This window comes from Streptomyces globosus (assembly GCF_003325375.1).
Lineage (GTDB): Bacteria > Actinomycetota > Actinomycetes > Streptomycetales > Streptomycetaceae > Streptomyces > Streptomyces globosus_A.
On the sequence record NZ_CP030862.1, the window covers coordinates 2,412,767 to 2,428,169 of the forward strand.

The following is a 15,403-nucleotide window of genomic DNA, read 5'->3' on the forward strand; positions in this document are numbered from 1 at the left end:
GTCGGCGCGGCGCCATTCGGCCCGTGCCGTGTGCCGTGCTCTCTCTTGCGGATCTCCCCGTCGCCTTGTTGACCGTGTGATGACCAAGGAGGAAGACGCGTGAGCAGGATTCGGATGCGGGTTCGGGGCGAGGGGCTCATGTGGGCTGCCGCCGGGTTCTGTCTGCTTGCCGCGCTTGCCGCTCCGGCGTTCGGGGACAGTGCCACCGCCGTCACGGTGCCCCTCACCGGTGCCGTGAGCATCGCCGGCGGAATCGCCTGGCTCCGCAGGGACCAGGCCGCCTGATCCCGGACCGCGGCCGCCCGGACATCCGCGCTCCGCGGATTCGGGCGGTCGTGCGAGCGGTCCACCGGGAGCAGGAAGCACCCCGGTGAACTTCCCCAACTCGTCATCGGCGGCGTGAGGATGCGGTCTAGCGTGGGTACCCGGTGATCAACACCGGGCTCCGGATACCCCGGGGAGCCCGGGCCCCACGTAGAGGACGCCGATGTCCGGACCCCGCGCTGCCCGCCACACCCCGTCGAGACACGCCGCCGGCGGTCCCGGGCGGCAGATAAGGCCCCAGATGGTGCGCGCGGCCGTGCTGCCCGCCCTCGCCGCCGGCCTCAGCGGGACCGCTGCCGTGATCTTCACCCTGCAGCTCGGCGGCGGCTCCGGACACCGCGACCCGCGCCTGTGGCCCGTCCTCGTCGGCTGCGCCCTGCTCGTCGCCGGCGCGCTCGCCGCTGCCTTCCTCGGCGCCGAGCGCTCCGCCAAGGCCGTCCGCGACCGCTGCGAGGCCCTGCGCCGCTCCAGCATCCGCGGCCGCCAGGAGCTGCGGACGGCCGCCGAACGGCTGGAGCGCGGCGAGGCACCGAACCGGCCCGTCCGCGGCGGCCCCACCGGCCCGCCCCCCGGCACCGACCCCGGGCGCGTCGACGAGTTCTGGCTGCTCGCCCAGGAGCTGCGCGGCGCCCGCGAGCAGGCGCACACCGCGCTCGTACGGGTCGCCGGACCCGCCGCGCCCTCCGACAGCGACCGGAAGGTCGAGGTGTTCATGAACCTCGCCCGCCGGCTCCAGTCCCTCGTGCACCGGGAGATCACGCTCCTCGACGGCCTGGAGGACACCGTCGAGGACCCCGACCTCCTCAAGGAGCTCTTCCACGTCGACCACCTCGCCACCCGGATCCGCCGCCACGCCGAGAACCTCGCCGTGCTCGGCGGCGCCGCCTCCCGCCGCCAGTGGACCCGGCCCATCGACCTCGGCGAGGTGCTGCGCTCGGCCGTCGCCGAGGTCGAGCAGTACACGCGCGTGAAGGTGGTGCCGCCGGCGGGCGGCACCGTCCGCGGGCACGCCGTCGCCGACGTCGTGCACCTGCTGGCCGAACTCGTCGAGAACGCCACCGTGTTCTCCGCCCCCGACACCGACGTCGTGCTGCGCGCCGAACGGGTCACCGCAGGCATCGCCGTGGAGGTCGAGGACCGCGGACTGGGGATGCCCGCCGCCGAACTGCACCGGATGAACGCGCTCCTCGCCGACCCCGACCAGGTCAGCGTCCGGCACCTGCTCGCCGACGGGCGGATCGGCCTGTTCGTGGTGTCGGCGCTGGCCCGCCGGCACGGCATCGCCGTCGAGCTCAAGACGAACATCTACGGCGGCCTGGACGCCGTGCTCGTCCTGCCCCAGGACCTGCTCGGAGCCCAGGCCTCCGGCGCGGGGGAGGGGCAGGGCGGCTCCCGGGCCACCTCCTGGGGCACCGGAAACGGCCCGCTGAACGGGCCCACCACGGGGAACGGCGCTCCGGCCGCGCCGCCGCTGGAGCCGGCACGGGTGGCCGTACCGCGGCCGGAGGCGCCCGCCGCGCCCCCCGCCGCCCCGGCCCGGATGCAGGCGCCGGCGCAGACGGGCCCGTACACCGACCCCCGCCTCCCGGCGCCCGCCGTACCGGAGCCCCGGGAACCGGCCCGCCCCGCGCCGGAGCCGGCCCGCGCCGCCGGGCCCCCGCTCCCCGGCGGCCCCGCTCCGGCCGCCGCGCCCGCCGCTGCCCCGTGGCGGGTACCGCCCGGCGCCCCGGCCCCTGCCCCGGCCCCGGCCCCCTGGCCCGTACCCCCCGGCCCCGACGCCGCGGGCGTGCCCGTACCGGCCGGGCGGGCCGCGGCCGCGGCCGGGCGGCCGCCGCTGCCCCGCCGGCGCGCCCAGTCACACCTCGCGCCCGGACTGCGCGACACCCCCGCACCGGCCCGCCCGCCCGCACCCGATCAGCCCGTCCACGACCCGCACCTGATGGCCGCCTTCCAACGCGGCTTCGGCCTCGCCCAGGCGGACGGCGAGACGTGACCCCCACCCCCACCCCGACGCCGGAACCCGGCCCCGGACCCAGCAAGGAGCGCACCACCATGGGCGGCGACACCGCAACGGCGACCAGCCGGCTCTCGGACCTCGACTGGCTGCTCAGCGGACTCGTGCAGCGCGTCCCCTACACCCGCAGCGCCGTGCTGCTGACCCGCGACGGCCTCGTCACCTGCCTCCACGGCCTCGACGCGGACGCCGCCGACCACCTGGCTGCCCTCGCCTCCGGCCTGTACTCCCTCGGCCGCAGCGCCGGAGCCAGGTTCGGGGACGGCGCCGAGGTGCGGCAGGTCGTCGTCGAACTCGACACCGCCCTCGTGTTCGTCTCGGCCGCCGGATCCGGGACCTGCCTCGCCGTCCTCGCCGACCGCGAAGCCGACGCCGGCGTCCTCGGCTACGAGATGGCCATGCTCGTCAAGAGCGTCCGCCCCTACCTGGCGGCCCCGCCCCGGCGGCCCGCCGCCGCAGCGGAGTGATCCGGGCCCGCGCCGTGCCCGGCAAGGGGGGCCCGCGCGAGCCGGCGCCCTGGCTCGACGACTCCGCGGGGCGGGTCGTACGCCCGTACACGGCCAGCGGCGGCCGCACCCGCCCGGCCGTCGCCCTCGACCTGCTCTCCTCGCTGACCGCGACCGGGGCGCGGCCCCGCGCCCCGCTCGGGGCCGAGCACAGCGCCGCCCTGCGCCTCTGCGCGGGCGCCGCGGCCGTCACCGTCGCCGAGGTCGCCGGGCAGCTGCGGCTCCCCGCGGCGGTGGCGAAGGTCCTCCTGTCCGACCTGGTCGAAGCCGGGGCCGTCACGGCGTCCGCGCCGTGCTTCCCCGGCGGGGGCGGGCCGTGCGCCGCCGCCGACGACCAGACCCTCCTGCAGGCGGTGCTCGATGGCCTACGCCGCCGGCTGTGACACCCGCGGCACCGCCGCCACCGCCCGGGCCGCGACGCTGAAGATCCTCGTCGCGGGCGGCTTCGGCGCGGGCAAGACGACCTTCGTCGGCGCGGTCAGCGAGATCCCGCCGCTGTGCACCGAGGAACTCCTCAGCGGCATCGGCGCGGACGCCGACCCCCTCGACGGCGTCGACGCGAAGACGGCCACGACCGTCGCCCTCGACTTCGGCCGGATCAGCCTGGACACGGGCCACGTCCTCTACCTCTTCGGCACGCCCGGACAGGAGCGCTTCTGGTTCCTGTGGGAGGAGCTGTGCGCCGGGGCACTCGGGGCGGTCGTCCTCGCCGACACCCGCCGCCTCGCCGACTGCTTCCCCGCCGTCGACTTCTTCGAACGCCGAGGCATCGCGTTCGTCGTCGCCGTCAACGAGTTCGACGGCGGCCACCGCTACACCGCCGCGGAGGTCCGCGAAGCGGTCGGGCTCCCGCCCGGCGTGCCCGTCGTCCACTGCGACGCCCGGCTCACGGCCTCCGCGACGGCCGTCCTGGCCGAGCTCGTCCACCACCTGCTGTCCACGGCCGCACCGGCCGTGCCCGCCCAGCCCACGGATCGGGGGGAACCGACGTGACCCACTACGAGTCGACCGGACACCTGCTGCTCACACCCGTCGACCGGGAGGCGCCCGCCCGCGCCGTCCGGCTGCGCGAACTGGGCCTCGGCGAGCGGGCCGACGGCGAACTCGACGCCTTCGCGCGGCACATCGCCGAGGAGCTGCGCGCCCCGTACACCGGCGTCAACTTCGTCGGCGAGGAACGCCAGTTCTTCGCCGGCCTGCACCACGTCCCCGGCGCGCCCGCGAGCGGCTACCCGGCCCGGGTGCTGCCCCGCGACCGCGGCTACTGCCCGCACGTCGTCGTACGGGGCCGGGCCCTCGTCCTGGAGGACGTACGGGACTTCGCCCGGTTCGCAGGCAACGCCGTCGTCGACGAGAGCGGCGTACGCAGCTACGCCGGAGCCCCGCTCACGGACCGCGGCGGCATGGTGCTCGGCACGGTGTGCGCGGTGGACACCGAGCCCCGCAAGTGGGGCACCGAGGGCCTCGCGGGCATCAAGGCGCTGGCCGCGGAACTCGGCGGGATCCTCCACGCCCGCGAGTCCGCCCGCCGCGCCGGCTGACCCGCCCGGGGCCGGGCGGCGGGCGGCAGCCCGCAGCAGGCGCTACGGTCGACCGCAGCGCCCCGACGGTGCCGGAAGGAGGGCTCGCCATGGCCGTGACCGCCGAGGACGTCCGTACGGTCGCGCTGTCGCTCCCCGACAGCAGTGAGAAGCCCGCCTGGGGCATGCCCGCCTTCCGGGTCGGCGGGCGGATCTTCGCCGCCCTCGGGGACGACGACGCCTCGATGGGCGTGAAGTGCCCCAGGGAGGACCGGGCGGAGCTCATCGCGGCCGAGCCGGAGAAGTTCTTCCTCCGGGCCGGCCACGACGACGGCTACACCTGGCTCCGCGTCCGCCTCGGGGCCGTCGAGGACGTGGCCGAACTGCGGGCGATCCTCGCCGACTCCTGGCTCCAGGCGGCCCCGCGGCGGCTCGCCGCGGCGCACCCCGAGGTCGCCCGCCGGTGACCCGCCGCCTCAGCGCAGGAAGGCGGTGATCCGCTCGCGCAGCGAGCGGGCGTCCAGGCCGTGCGCCGCCGTGTGCTCGTCGACCGTGCCGTAGCGGCGCAGCTCCGCCCGGCCCACGCCCAGCCCCAGCACCCGGTGCGGTACGTCGACCAGGGCCTCGGCCGCGGCTCCCGCGGAGGTGCCCGCCAGGTACGGCTCGACCAGCACGACGTCGGCCGCGGCCCGGCCGGCCGCCGTGCGCAGCGCGGCCCCGTCGAAGGGCCGGACCGTCGCCGCGTACAGGACCGTCACGTCCAGGCCCTCCGTCGCGGCGAGGACGTTGTCCAGCATCGGGCCGACCGCGACGACCACCCCCGAGCCGCCCTCCCGGACGGTCTCCGTCCGCAGCCCGTCCACGGGGCGCGGCGCCCCGTTCGACAGCGCCGAGAGCCGGACGTACACCCTGTCGTCGCCGGCGGCGTACGCGTGCCGCAGCAGCGCCTCCGCCTCGTCGGGATGGCCCGGCACGTGCACCGTCCAGCCGTCCAGGGTGTCCAGCAGGGCCACGTCGCCCGGCGCCATGTGCGTGAAGCCGCCCGCCGGCCAGTCGTAGCTCGCCGCGGCGCTGACCAGCACACCGCCCGTGCCCTGGTGCCCGAAGTCCAGCTTGACCTGCTCGAACGGCCGCTCCACCAGGAAGCTGGCGAACGTGTGCATGATCGGCCGGAGCCCGGTGAGGGCCAGCCCGCCGCCCACCCCGACCAGCAGCTGCTCCCGGATCCCCACGTTCAGCACCCGGTCGGGGTGGCGCTCCCGGGCGGGGCGGAACCCGTCCATGGTGATCTCGGCCAGCACCAGCGCCAGCCGCGGGTCCTCGTCGAGCAGCTGCGACGTCACGGAGACGAACCGCTCCCGCATGGTGTCCACACAATCCTCCAGAATCTCCGGAACCCTCGGGTTCCCCTCGGGCCGGTCAGGCCTTCTTCTCGACGCGGGCGACGACGGCGTGCGGCCGGCCGGGGTGCGGCGCGGTGAACGCCGCGTGAAGCGCCTCGTGGTCGCGGCCGTCCACGGTCACCGCCGACCAGCCCGCCGCCTCGAAGCGGGAGGCGATGCCGCCGGGCCAGCCGTGCGTCGCCGAGTCGTTGTCGACCACCACGGTGTGCAGGCGCTCCAGGCCCGCGGAGCCCGCGTAGGCGAGGGCCTCGTGGTTGCTGCCCTCGTCCAGCTCGGCGTCGCCGATCAGCACCCACACGGCCGGATCGGCCAGGCCCTGCGCGCGCAGGCCGAGGGCGCTGCCGACGGCGAGCGGCAGGCCGTGGCCGAGCGAGCCGCTGGCGATCTCCACTCCCGGGACCAGGACGCGGTCCGGGTGGTGGCCGAGGGGGGAGTCGTACGAGCCGAAGCCGCTCAGCCAGTCGACGGGGAAGAACCCCTTCGCGGCGAGCACGGCGTAGTAGGCCATCGGGCCGTGCCCCTTGGACAGCAGGAACCGGTCCCGGCCGGGATCGCCTGCCGTCTCCGGTGCGACCCGCAGCACGCGGTCGTACAGCACCCACAGCACGTCGAGCGTGGATGTGGCGGCGGGGCCGTGCTTCTCGGCCCCCGTCATGAGCGCCATCAGGCGCCCCAGGTCCTCGTGGCGGACCCCGGGGTCCGCGGTTGCGTGAGACATGAGTGGATCATGCAACCTCAAGCCTGCTTGAGGTCAAGGGCCGGCCGCGGCGCCGGAGGCCGGAAAGGTGCGCGCGACCACCCGGCGGAGTGCGGTATTGTTCTCATGCGCGTTCGGCCGAGGGGAAACCCCAGGTCAGCGGGTATCGGGACGTGGCGCAGCTTGGTAGCGCACTTGACTGGGGGTCAAGGGGTCGCAGGTTCAAATCCTGTCGTCCCGACTCGAAAGAGTCGCAGGTCAGAGGCCGTATCGGAAGCATCCGATACGGCCTCAAGATCGTTTTAGGGGGCCGGTTGGTGATCCAGTCGGTCTGATCAGGTCAGACGGCGGTCATTGTCGTGAGTGGCAGTGAACGAGGTGCACGGAGCACCATGAGCGAGCCGTGTCCGGCGATCTTGCGTAGTACGTGCAGCGGGACGCCGGCGTCGGCGAACCATGTCAGTCCGGTGTGGCGGAGGTCGTGCCGCCGGAGGTGCTCGAAGCCGAGCTCGGTGACGACGTCGTCCCAGCGCGTGGCGTCGCGCAGGACCGCGGTGGAGATGCGTCCGCCGCGCGGTCCAAAGGCTCCTCGGTCCGCTCGCGGTAGGCGGCGGCACGCAGGGCGCGGCTCAGCCGTGCGGCGGCACTCTGCTCGGCGGCGGTGGGCCTGCGGGTACCCGTGACCGGGTTGCCGTAGGGCGCCGGTGTGCCGTCGGGGGCGACGGTGGTCCACGGGCGTTGAAGACCGACTTGGCGGTGGCGGCTGCTTTGCGTCGCCGGCCGGCCCGCTGGGCGCGGTCCTGAGCCTGCGCTTTGGACTGCGCGGCCTTGGCCCCGGTCGCTGAGGCCTGTGCCGCGAGGTCGGCGGCGTCGGTGGCTGCCGTGCTGTCCGTGACGGCCCCCACGGCGCCGGACAGCAGATCGGTGAGGTTCTCCGGCACGGGCAGGGCGGGGCCGCGGTGTCCGGAGCGGGGCAGACGCCCCGCCGGTGCAGCGTCTGCAGTGGCGGTCCAGGACGGCGAACACGCGCCCTAACAGGCCCAGGCCGCAATGGCGCTGACCGGGCATCGGCCCGACAACCTCCGAGAAGGCACCTGACAAACGGTCCCGGTCCGCCAAAAGCCCCTATCCATAGGTTATTTTGACTGGCCTGTCCGTCTCGAATCGACTGCCATAACGAACGAAGGGAAACGCCATGAGGATCACCAGGACTGCACGTAGGACGCGGGCCGGGATTGCCGTGTCCGTCGCGGCCCTGGCCGCGGGCTCACTCATACTCACCGCCTGCGGCGGAAGCAGCGACAGCGCCGGCAAGCTCGACGGCACCTACTACGTCAAGGACGTCAACGGCACGTCCGACCTCGGCCAGTTGGTCGTCAAGGGCAACAGCGTCTCGCATCATGAGTACGGCTGCGATGGTGTCTACGAGAAGCCGGGCGTGACCAGCACCGGCGAGTTCACCAAGGATCAGACCCAGATCATATGGACGGTCGCCGGAGACGACAGCCGCAACAAGCGGACCGGCAGCGAGTCAATCTCGACGAGCAGCACCTCGATCAGCATCGGCGGCAGCGTGTACGTGCGTGACGACTCCGATGCCGGCAAGGCACTGCTGGACGGCTTCAAGACCAAGTGTGCCAAGTAGCTTCGACGTCCCGCCGGCCGGCGAGCAGCACTGAACCCCGTGGGCATCGCGTCCACGGGGTTCTGTCCTTCCTCGGCTGGCCAAGCCTCTGACGTCTCCTCCTGAAGCTGCGGCGCCCGGTATGGACGACGCACCCGGTGAGGTTGATCGATCTCACCGGGTGCGTCAGGCCTCCACGCTCGCCCTCGATCGGAGGATCAGTCCTCCTCGCGCCGGCCCCGGCGGGGGCCAACGGCCGGCCGCTGCTGCGGCTCCGGGGTCTCCACGCTCCGGGGGGCCGGATCGGCCGTCCGGAGCGGACGTGGAACCGGAGCCTGCTGCGGCGAAGGAGCCGGTGCAGGAGCCGGCGGCCGGGGAGCACGCCCCGACGGGGCAGGCGTCGGGCGCGGCGTCGACGTCTGGATCGAACCCGGCTGACGCGCTGCCTGTGTCCGACCCGGAGTCCGCGCACCAGGCGCAGCCGGAGCCTGACCCACAGCCGGAGCACCGGCCCCTGGCTGCCTCGGAGCCGAGGAGCCGTCGCGGCGGGCGTTGTCCACGGGCAGCAGCCGGTCACTGTTCGTCTGCGCCTCGGCCTGCTCCTGCCGTGCCGGCGGCCGGATGGGGGTCTGGGCCTGAGCCGGGGCAGGGGTGCTCTGAGCGGAGCCCTTGGGACGCGCGCTCGGCGCACCCGGCCGCGTCGGAGCCGGAGCAGGAGCCGGGGCTGGCACGGCGTCGCCGCCGAAGCGCTGCGGTGCAGCCTGCTGGTTGCCGTCCTGTGGGCTCTGCGCACCCTGGGAGCCCGCGCCGAACTGGGTCGGACGCGCGCTGGGCGCACCCGGCCGCGTCGGAGCCGGAGCAGGAGCCGGGGCAGGCACGGCGTCGCCGCCGAAGCGCTGCGGTGCAGCCTGCTGGTTGCCGTCCTGTGGGCTCTGCGCGCCCTGGGAGCCCGCGCCGAACTGCGTCGGTCCCGCCTGACCGGCGACAGCCCCACGGGCTCCGCTGGTCGGGAAAGAACCAGCGCCGTTGGCGCCGCTCTCGCCCTGAGCACCACCACGAGGACTCGACGGGTCCGTCGACGAGGAAAGTACCTCACCTTGGATGACCTTGTGGCCGTCCGCGGTGTACCCGAGGTTCGACAGGCCACCCTGGGCGCTCAGACCCTGCGCCGTCTGCTTGTCCGAGCGCGAGCTGCCCGCTCCGCCACTCGTCAGCTGCAGCGGACCACCCTTGTCAGCCGGTCCGTCGCGACCGGGCGTGCCCAGACCACCGGCGGGACCGGTGCCGCCCGGCAGAGCCTTGACGCCGTCACTGCCGCCGCCGGAGCCACTACCACCAGGACCACCATCCAGCACTGGACTGTCCGGTCCATCCGGACCATCGTGCCCGCCGCCCTCGAGGGCCAGCTGCTGCTTACCGGACGTCAACTCCGTGGCGCCACCGTTCGTGCCGCCGGCGTTCGTCGACGCCGTCTTGCCCGTGGGCTTGCCCCCGCTCGGGGACGCCGGACCGCTGGTCTTGCTGTCGAACCCGTTGGCGAGCTTGTTCCCCATGGCCATACCCGCGCCAGACCCCACACCCGCGGCCAGAGACGGCATCAGCCCACCCTTGTCCGGCTTCGGCGTGCTGTTCGTCTCGAGGAACTTGTCCACGAGCTTGGTGACCACCTCGTCCATCGCCTGCAGCACAGTCTTGCGCACCCGTAGCAGGGCGAAGGTGATGCCTATGATCACCAGCGAGGAGATCAGGGTCAGGACCACCACGATGATCCCGCCGAGCGTGGGGCTGCCCCACAGGCCACCCGGGCTCATGAAGCTCGACACGGGGCCGGCCATGATGTCCGGGACCGAGATCAGGAATTCCGAGACGAACTGGTAGACGAACAGCGTGACGAGGACTTCCATGATCATTGCCGTGGAGTACACGATCACTTTGGCGATCGCCTGCAGGGCGCCCAGCGTCGCGAACGGTACGGCGGCCACCAGGCCGAAGGTCCGCTTGACCGCCCCGGCCAGCATGCCGATGGCGTACCAGAAGCCGAGCAGGACGATGGAGCCCAGGACCGTGGCCGCGTTGCTCCAGTACATGAACTTCGCCGGCCCCGTGCCCACCTGGCTGACGGCCATGTGGTTCTCGCGGGTGAACCCACTGGTGGCGTTGTTCGATGAGTACATGGCCAGTGAGCCGGGGTTGAACCCGGTGTTGAGGTAGTTGTACGCCGCCAGGGGAGACAGGTTGCATGAGGAGGGTGTCCTGCCCACCGTGAAGCCACAGCCAGCCTTCGTCCCCGTCGTGGTGAAGACCGTCGAATCCTTACCGGGATGAGAGGAGGTCAAGCCCGTGCCGTCGGTCGAGATCACCGGGTGATCGACCGGCTTCGGCCCGTTTTCCTCACCGAACTCCGCCACGTCGCCGTAGCTTTTCTTGTCGACGAACCAGCGCTTCTTGGTATCCGCGCTCTCGTCCAGTTGCGTGATCGAGGTCTTGATCCCCGACTCGAAGTCCGAGGCTGCGATCTCGTTGCTCGCGATGTACTTGCCGATGATCCCGAAGGTCGAGAACACCGCTTTGAAGTCGTCCGAGGCACGGCCTCCGACGGAGACGGTGCCGTCCTTCCAAGCCGACTCGGCGTCTTTGGCCTTCGTCCCGATGTTGATGCCGTTGAACGTCGCCCCGTGGGACTGCTTGTTGATCGCCAGCGCACTCGTGCGCACAGACATCATCGCGTCCGGGCTGGCCTGGCCATCGTTCCAGGAAACAGTGGCCTGGTCCGGAATCCCCAGGCGGTCGTTCATCATCCACGCCTCGAAGTCGACGTAAGTGCTCAGCACGACGCGCGTCGGGCCGGCGTGTTGACCGAGAACGGAGTCGTCGAACTTTCCGAGCACGCTGGAGTACATCGACCCGACGAGTGGCAGGCCGACGCCGATGAAGACGACGCGCACGACGAGCTTCTTGATCGCCGAGCCTCGGTCCATCTTCTTGAACATGACCAGGCCGATGAGCAGGAAGCCGATGAAGATCGGCACGAGCGCCTGCCACGAGATGTCGACGAGCAAGCCGTACCAGCCGCTGATCCAGTGCTGCAGACCCGCGAGGGCGCCGCCTCCGGTAGCGCCTCCCGTCATGCCCTCGGCAAAAGTCGGATTCACCGCCGCGACCGCGTTGTAGAACCACAGGAAGGGGTTGACGAGTTTCAGGAACTGGATGATGACGTAGAACAGCGTGCCGACCGCCAGCGCCAGGGCGTAGAGGACCCAGATGATCGACCCCCCGATCACGCTCACGATCTGGCCGCCGATGCCCGAGGACATCGTGTCCAGGCCGAGATCGTTGTTGGCCGCCCCGAAGTGCGCGTAGTCGAGCATGCCCGCGTACTTGGCGTTGCCCTTGTCATCCTTCGCGGCCAGGGTCTCGTAGGTGACGGTCTGCGAGGAGCCCGACACCTCGGCGAAGAACCAGCCCACGATGTTGCCCAGGCTGAACTCCGGGTCGGCGTAGCCGAGAATGGAACCGCCCGAGGCCGGGCTGGACGTGACCGGCTTCCAGTTCTCGTGCATGCCCTTGTCGTTCTGCGGCGAGTTCTTCTCGCTGAAGTACGAGCTCGCGTTCGAGGCCAGCTGGTAGAGGCTGTAGTTGTCGCGCTCCTTCTTGTCGTCGGCAGACGCCGGCGAAGACGTCGCCATCATGAAGACCGGCACGAGCAGCGCCGCCAGGAGCATGAGGGCGAGCCCGCGCGCGGGCCTGCCCGGGCGGACTGCGCCCACGCTGTGGCCGGCCCGGGCACGCAGCCTCGCCACCGCCGTGATCGTCCGGTTCATGCTCTCTCCTCTGCTCCTCGTCCTCGTCTCAGTGCCGACCTCGCTCATGTCTTTTCCAGCTTCTTGGGCCTGGGCCTTGTTGCCGGTCGCCTTGTCTTGTCCTCGGGCCGCTGCAGGCGCTTGCCGTCGCTGCGCTTGATCGCGTCAGCCTGGCCCGCGTCGGCCCCACCGCCGTCGCCCTCGCTGTGCTTCCGGATGCTGGTGAGGTTCGCGCCCGGCGTCGGCTTGTCGTGCATGATCGAGTCCATCCGCGCCGTCTCTTCCGCCTTGGCCGCCTCCAGTCGGACCTGCCTGCGTTGGGCCTCGCGGTAGGGGTTGATCCCCAGGGCCAAATCCAGGTGGAAGACCACGTTGGAGACGCCCCGGCGCAGGTACGTGAGGTTCTCGTCCTTGGTCGTGATGAGTCGGGCGAGATCCGGCGGGATCCGCTGGTGCAACTGCTTCTGGTACTCCGCCACCGTTTTGTCGCGCATCGGGCCGAAGAGCGTGTAGTCCGCAGCGTCGAACTTGTTGAAGTCGCTGTCGGCCAGCATCCTGTCGACGTCGTTGTAGCTGTAGACCACCCGGCCGCCGCGTTCGTGCATGTGGTCGAACTGGTCCTTGAGGTACTTCTTCACCCGGTCGTCGATGTGCTCGGTGCCGTGGATGATCACTGTGTCGCCGATTCCCAGCTTGCCGACGGCGAAGCCGACGATGTTCACCAGCTGCGCCATCGCCACGCCCTTGCCGCGGCGCATGAGCCGCGAGAAGTCGTAGACCACGCGCCGCGAATCCCGGACCCCGTCCACGGCCGAGGCCGTGTGGTTGTTGAACAGGTCGCCGTTGGTGCTCAGCATCGCGTTGGCGATGCCTCTGAGTACGTTGTAGGCGCGCAGCTGGTCCGGGTCGGTCTTGCTGGAGTTCAACAGCGCCTTGTGCGCGGTCGCCAGGTAGGAGACGAACATCTGAAGACGCGGCACCTGGGTGTGCGGGATGTTCACCACGCGCAGGCGGTTGCGCTGCTCCTTGGCGTTGTGCCGCCACATGCCCTGCTCGATGTAGAAGTCCGTGGCCGTGTCTTCGAGGGCGCTGCGGATGATCGAGCCGACGGCACCGTCGGTGCTCTCGTAGAGCTGCTCGAACATCAGCTTGAGTTTCTCCATCTGAGCGGAGAAGACCGTCAGCTCGTCCTCCTCCTCGCCGAACATTTCGAACATGTTCACGTCACCCTGGTTCAGGTCCACGCGCGAGGTGAGCCGCTCGAACTTCGGGCCGAGCTTGTCGAGGTTCGCCCCGTCAAGGACGAGGTGGACGACCTGGCCGTTGTTCAGCAGCGTCGCTTGCGAGATCTTCGAGCACCACATGTTGGCCACCCGCTGGCGGTCGAGGTACTCGCTGAGGGTGGCGTCGGCGACGATCACGTGGTGGGCGTAGGCGTTCACGTCCATGAGCACGGCGCTGTTGTTGACGTCGCCGACCATGTAGCCGACGTACTCGCCGCCCTTGTCGTTGAGGCCGTTGGTCACCAGTGAGTACGAGCCGGCCAGCTCGGTCGAGGTGAAGTGGAAGCCCTTGCCCTTCTTCTTCTCGTTGTTCTTCCACAGGCCCGAGAGCTCCTGGCGCTGTTCGCCGGCGTAGGGCGCAGCCTTCAGCGTGCCGAAGCGGTCGATGTACAGGCGCGTGACCCGGTCGATCGTGTCGTCCAGGGTCACCAGATCCGGTGCCTTGAGAAAGAGCCGGTTGTGCACCGAGAGGTAGCTCGCGCCGTCTTGGAGCTCTCCGATCGTGACCCCGAGGTCACCGGAGATCTTCGCGGCCTTGCGCCTGGAGGAGGTTGTGCCCGTCTCCTCCTGCTCGTTGGCATCGAGCCGTTCCAGCTTCTCGGACTGTTTCGTATAGGAGTCGATCCACTTGTCGTCCATCCGCTTGACCTGCTCAAGCACGACCGCGGTGACCCGCTCGTCCAGACCGTCCGGGATCCGATCGATGCCCCAGAAGGCGGCGAAGTTGTCGTGCGCGGCGTCGTCGTGGAAGTACGCCAGGATGCAGGCGACCGAGCCGTCGACCTCGAAGTAGTCGGAGCGGAAGAGGTACTTCTCCTTGGGCTTCAGCGCGAGCAGATGCGGATAGGCGTCGAATGCACCCTGGAGGTGCTTCACCTCACGGCGGCGCTGCCACCAGTTCTTCTTCGGCTCGGCGGTTTCGTCGGCCACGCCGTGAGCTGTTGCAGTGGTCTGCACGCCCTCATCCTGAGCAGCGTCGTCCGCGGGCAGATCACCGACCGGAAGCTCCCGGCTCTCATTCGTCTCGTCAGGCTTCTTTCCCGGGACGCCGAGCTGTGCCCGGACTTTCGTCATCAGCGCCATGGTGTCCTTCGTTCGTTCCTCGTCGTGTGGGTCGGCCTGGCGCTGTCAGTTCAGCGACGTCTTGAGATCGCGCAGTTCGTCGTCGATGCCCTGGTAGAAGACCCGCAGCATCGTCTCGACCTCCTCGCGGTCGAGCATCGTGGCTTCCTTGATCATGAGGGTGGAGCCGCCGACCTCGGCCTGGAGGACTTGGTGTCCCTTGCGCAGTGCGTCGGTGTTCTTGCCCTTGAGCAGCAGGTACTGGTGGATCGAGGGGAACTTGCCGCCCACGTGCTGCGTGAGGATGTCGTACTGCTCGTTCTGCAGCTCGATCAGATCGGGGTCACGGAGCTGAAGGGCCTGGTTGCGCCGCTCCAGGTTCGCCACCTGGTGGTAGATCCGCTGCGGCTCCTTCGTCGTGATGAAGCTGTGCTCGCACGTCGTTTCGACCTTGCGCCAGAAGGAGTCGACCCGGTCGAGGATCCCGATCCGGTCCTCGTCGAAGAGCAGATAGCTCGCTGAGCCGACGACCAGGTAGACCCGGCCTTCGCCGCCGTCGGAGAAACGGATCAGCCCGTCCTCGTCGATCCCGTCGATGCCGACGATCGAGTAGAAGTCCGTGGGGTTCGAGCTGCGACGGGTGAAGACGTGGCGGGCGCTGCGGGGCAGGTAGGCAAGGAAGGCCGGCACCCGCATGATGCGCAGCTCCTTCGTCTTCATCAGCCCGCCGAAGTAGGCGATCGCCGCCAGTCCCCAGAGGACGAAGAACGTGATGGCGACTGGGCCCGAGCTCGCGACGAACGTCGACGTGCTGAACCACAACAGGGCGAGGATGCCGCCACCGAAGAAGAGCAGTTGCTTGATCGGGGAGGGCTTCGCCGCCCAGCCGCCCTTGCTGAGCGTGATCTCGTGATCCAGAAAGCTCCTGTTCAGCGAGCTTGGCACCTTGTAGGACAGCTTCGCCATGAATCTCCCATCCCCCTGCCACCGCAATGGCCATTGCTCGACCTGTCGAGAAGCCTTCATATGTGAGGCGCGCGAATGGCATCCTATCTTAGGCGAGTCATTCGAAACGAGAGTGAAAGGGAGTCGGTTGGCTGTTTGGGTCGAGTCTGACTGGCGGGTCCGAGTCATCGAGTGTTGTTTGAACGGCTGACAGATCAGTCGCAC

General features: G+C 70.7%; 13 protein-coding genes, 1 tRNA gene and 1 pseudogene. 9 read left to right on the forward strand and 6 right to left on the reverse strand.

The genetic code is table 11. The features are described from left to right. The first annotated feature begins 99 nt into the window (after positions 1–99). The 7 genes from C0216_RS10910 (at position 100) to C0216_RS10940 (ending at position 4,831) form a co-directional block, all read left to right on the forward strand. Positions 100–285 carry a hypothetical protein gene (locus C0216_RS10910; RefSeq protein WP_114055080.1) on the forward strand — a complete coding sequence of 62 codons (186 nt, stop codon included), beginning with the start codon at positions 100–102 and terminating at the stop codon, positions 283–285. A 280-nt stretch (positions 286–565) separates the two neighbouring features. Further along, positions 566–2,317, forward strand: coding sequence for a sensor histidine kinase (locus C0216_RS10915; protein ID WP_114055081.1), 1,752 nt, complete (start codon positions 566–568; stop codon positions 2,315–2,317). Between the two features lie 59 nt (positions 2,318–2,376). Then, positions 2,377–2,805: a roadblock/LC7 domain-containing protein gene (locus tag C0216_RS10920; RefSeq protein WP_114058593.1), complete on the forward strand. Its 429-nt coding sequence runs from the start codon at positions 2,377–2,379 to the stop codon at positions 2,803–2,805. Between the two features lie 14 nt (positions 2,806–2,819). Then, a complete protein-coding gene (locus C0216_RS10925; protein WP_114058594.1) occupies positions 2,820–3,227 on the forward strand; it encodes a DUF742 domain-containing protein in 408 nt (135 codons plus the stop codon). Next, the gene (locus C0216_RS10930; protein WP_114055082.1) at positions 3,205–3,837 is read left to right on the forward strand and encodes a GTP-binding protein; all 633 of its coding nucleotides are present in this window, start codon (positions 3,205–3,207) and stop codon (positions 3,835–3,837) included. Before C0216_RS10925 ends, C0216_RS10930 begins: the two co-directional genes overlap by 23 nt. Then, entirely contained in the window at positions 3,834–4,385 is a 552-nt protein-coding gene (locus tag C0216_RS10935; RefSeq protein WP_114055083.1) for a GAF domain-containing protein, read from the forward strand. The genes C0216_RS10930 and C0216_RS10935 overlap by 4 nt, the downstream gene beginning before the upstream one ends. Before the next feature lie 89 nt (positions 4,386–4,474). Further along, positions 4,475–4,831 (forward strand): MmcQ/YjbR family DNA-binding protein, encoded by a 357-nt coding sequence (locus C0216_RS10940; RefSeq protein ID WP_114055084.1) that lies wholly within the window; start codon positions 4,475–4,477, stop codon positions 4,829–4,831. Positions 4,832–4,840: 9 nt separating this feature from the next. Here the strand turns inward: C0216_RS10940 and C0216_RS10945 are convergent, their stop codons facing one another. Both C0216_RS10945 and C0216_RS10950 read right to left on the reverse strand, forming a co-directional pair. Continuing rightward, positions 4,841–5,737 (reverse strand): transketolase family protein, encoded by an 897-nt coding sequence (locus tag C0216_RS10945; RefSeq protein ID WP_114055085.1) that lies wholly within the window; start codon positions 5,735–5,737, stop codon positions 4,841–4,843. Positions 5,738–5,783: 46 nt separating this feature from the next. Beyond that, positions 5,784–6,485: a transketolase gene (locus tag C0216_RS10950; protein ID WP_114055086.1), complete on the reverse strand. Its 702-nt coding sequence runs from the start codon at positions 6,483–6,485 to the stop codon at positions 5,784–5,786. Between the two features lie 146 nt (positions 6,486–6,631). Here C0216_RS10950 and C0216_RS10955 point away from each other — a divergent pair. Beyond that, positions 6,632–6,705, forward strand: a tRNA-Pro gene (locus C0216_RS10955). Positions 6,706–6,898: 193 nt separating this feature from the next. Here C0216_RS10955 and C0216_RS34290 read toward each other — a convergent pair. After that, a pseudogene (locus C0216_RS34290) lies at positions 6,899–7,455 on the reverse strand (hypothetical protein); the annotation flags it as partial. Positions 7,456–7,659: 204 nt separating this feature from the next. Here C0216_RS34290 and C0216_RS10970 point away from each other — a divergent pair. Further along, positions 7,660–8,109 carry a hypothetical protein gene (locus tag C0216_RS10970; RefSeq protein ID WP_114055087.1) on the forward strand — a complete coding sequence of 150 codons (450 nt, stop codon included), beginning with the start codon at positions 7,660–7,662 and terminating at the stop codon, positions 8,107–8,109. A 197-nt stretch (positions 8,110–8,306) separates the two neighbouring features. Here the strand turns inward: C0216_RS10970 and C0216_RS10975 are convergent, their stop codons facing one another. The 3 genes from C0216_RS10975 to C0216_RS10985 form a co-directional block, all read right to left on the reverse strand. Next, positions 8,307–11,909, reverse strand: a complete 3,603-nt coding sequence (locus tag C0216_RS10975; RefSeq protein ID WP_246042465.1) for a hypothetical protein — start codon at positions 11,907–11,909, stop codon at positions 8,307–8,309. A 44-nt stretch (positions 11,910–11,953) separates the two neighbouring features. Then, positions 11,954–14,128, reverse strand: a complete 2,175-nt coding sequence (locus C0216_RS10980) for a hypothetical protein (protein ID WP_246042466.1) — start codon at positions 14,126–14,128, stop codon at positions 11,954–11,956. Positions 14,129–14,299: 171 nt separating this feature from the next. Further along, positions 14,300–15,199, reverse strand: coding sequence for a hypothetical protein (locus C0216_RS10985; RefSeq protein WP_114055090.1), 900 nt, complete (start codon positions 15,197–15,199; stop codon positions 14,300–14,302). Positions 15,200–15,403: the final 204 nt, after the last annotated feature.

Excerpts from the sequence above, each read along its gene's own strand:
- C0216_RS10920 (WP_114058593.1), top strand. The coding sequence starts at position 2,377 with ATGGGCGGCGACACCGCAACGGCGACCAGCCGGCTCTCGGACCTCGAC.
- C0216_RS10985 (WP_114055090.1), bottom strand. The coding sequence starts at position 15,199 with ATGGCGAAGCTGTCCTACAAGGTGCCAAGCTCGCTGAACAGGAGCTTT.
- C0216_RS10940 (WP_114055084.1), top strand. The coding sequence starts at position 4,475 with ATGGCCGTGACCGCCGAGGACGTCCGTACGGTCGCGCTGTCGCTCCCC.
- C0216_RS10970 (WP_114055087.1), top strand. The coding sequence starts at position 7,660 with ATGAGGATCACCAGGACTGCACGTAGGACGCGGGCCGGGATTGCCGTG.
- C0216_RS10930 (WP_114055082.1), top strand. The coding sequence starts at position 3,205 with ATGGCCTACGCCGCCGGCTGTGACACCCGCGGCACCGCCGCCACCGCC.
- C0216_RS10950 (WP_114055086.1), bottom strand. The coding sequence starts at position 6,485 with ATGTCTCACGCAACCGCGGACCCCGGGGTCCGCCACGAGGACCTGGGG.
- C0216_RS10915 (WP_114055081.1), top strand. The coding sequence starts at position 566 with ATGGTGCGCGCGGCCGTGCTGCCCGCCCTCGCCGCCGGCCTCAGCGGG.
- C0216_RS10975 (WP_246042465.1), bottom strand. The coding sequence starts at position 11,909 with ATGAACCGGACGATCACGGCGGTGGCGAGGCTGCGTGCCCGGGCCGGC.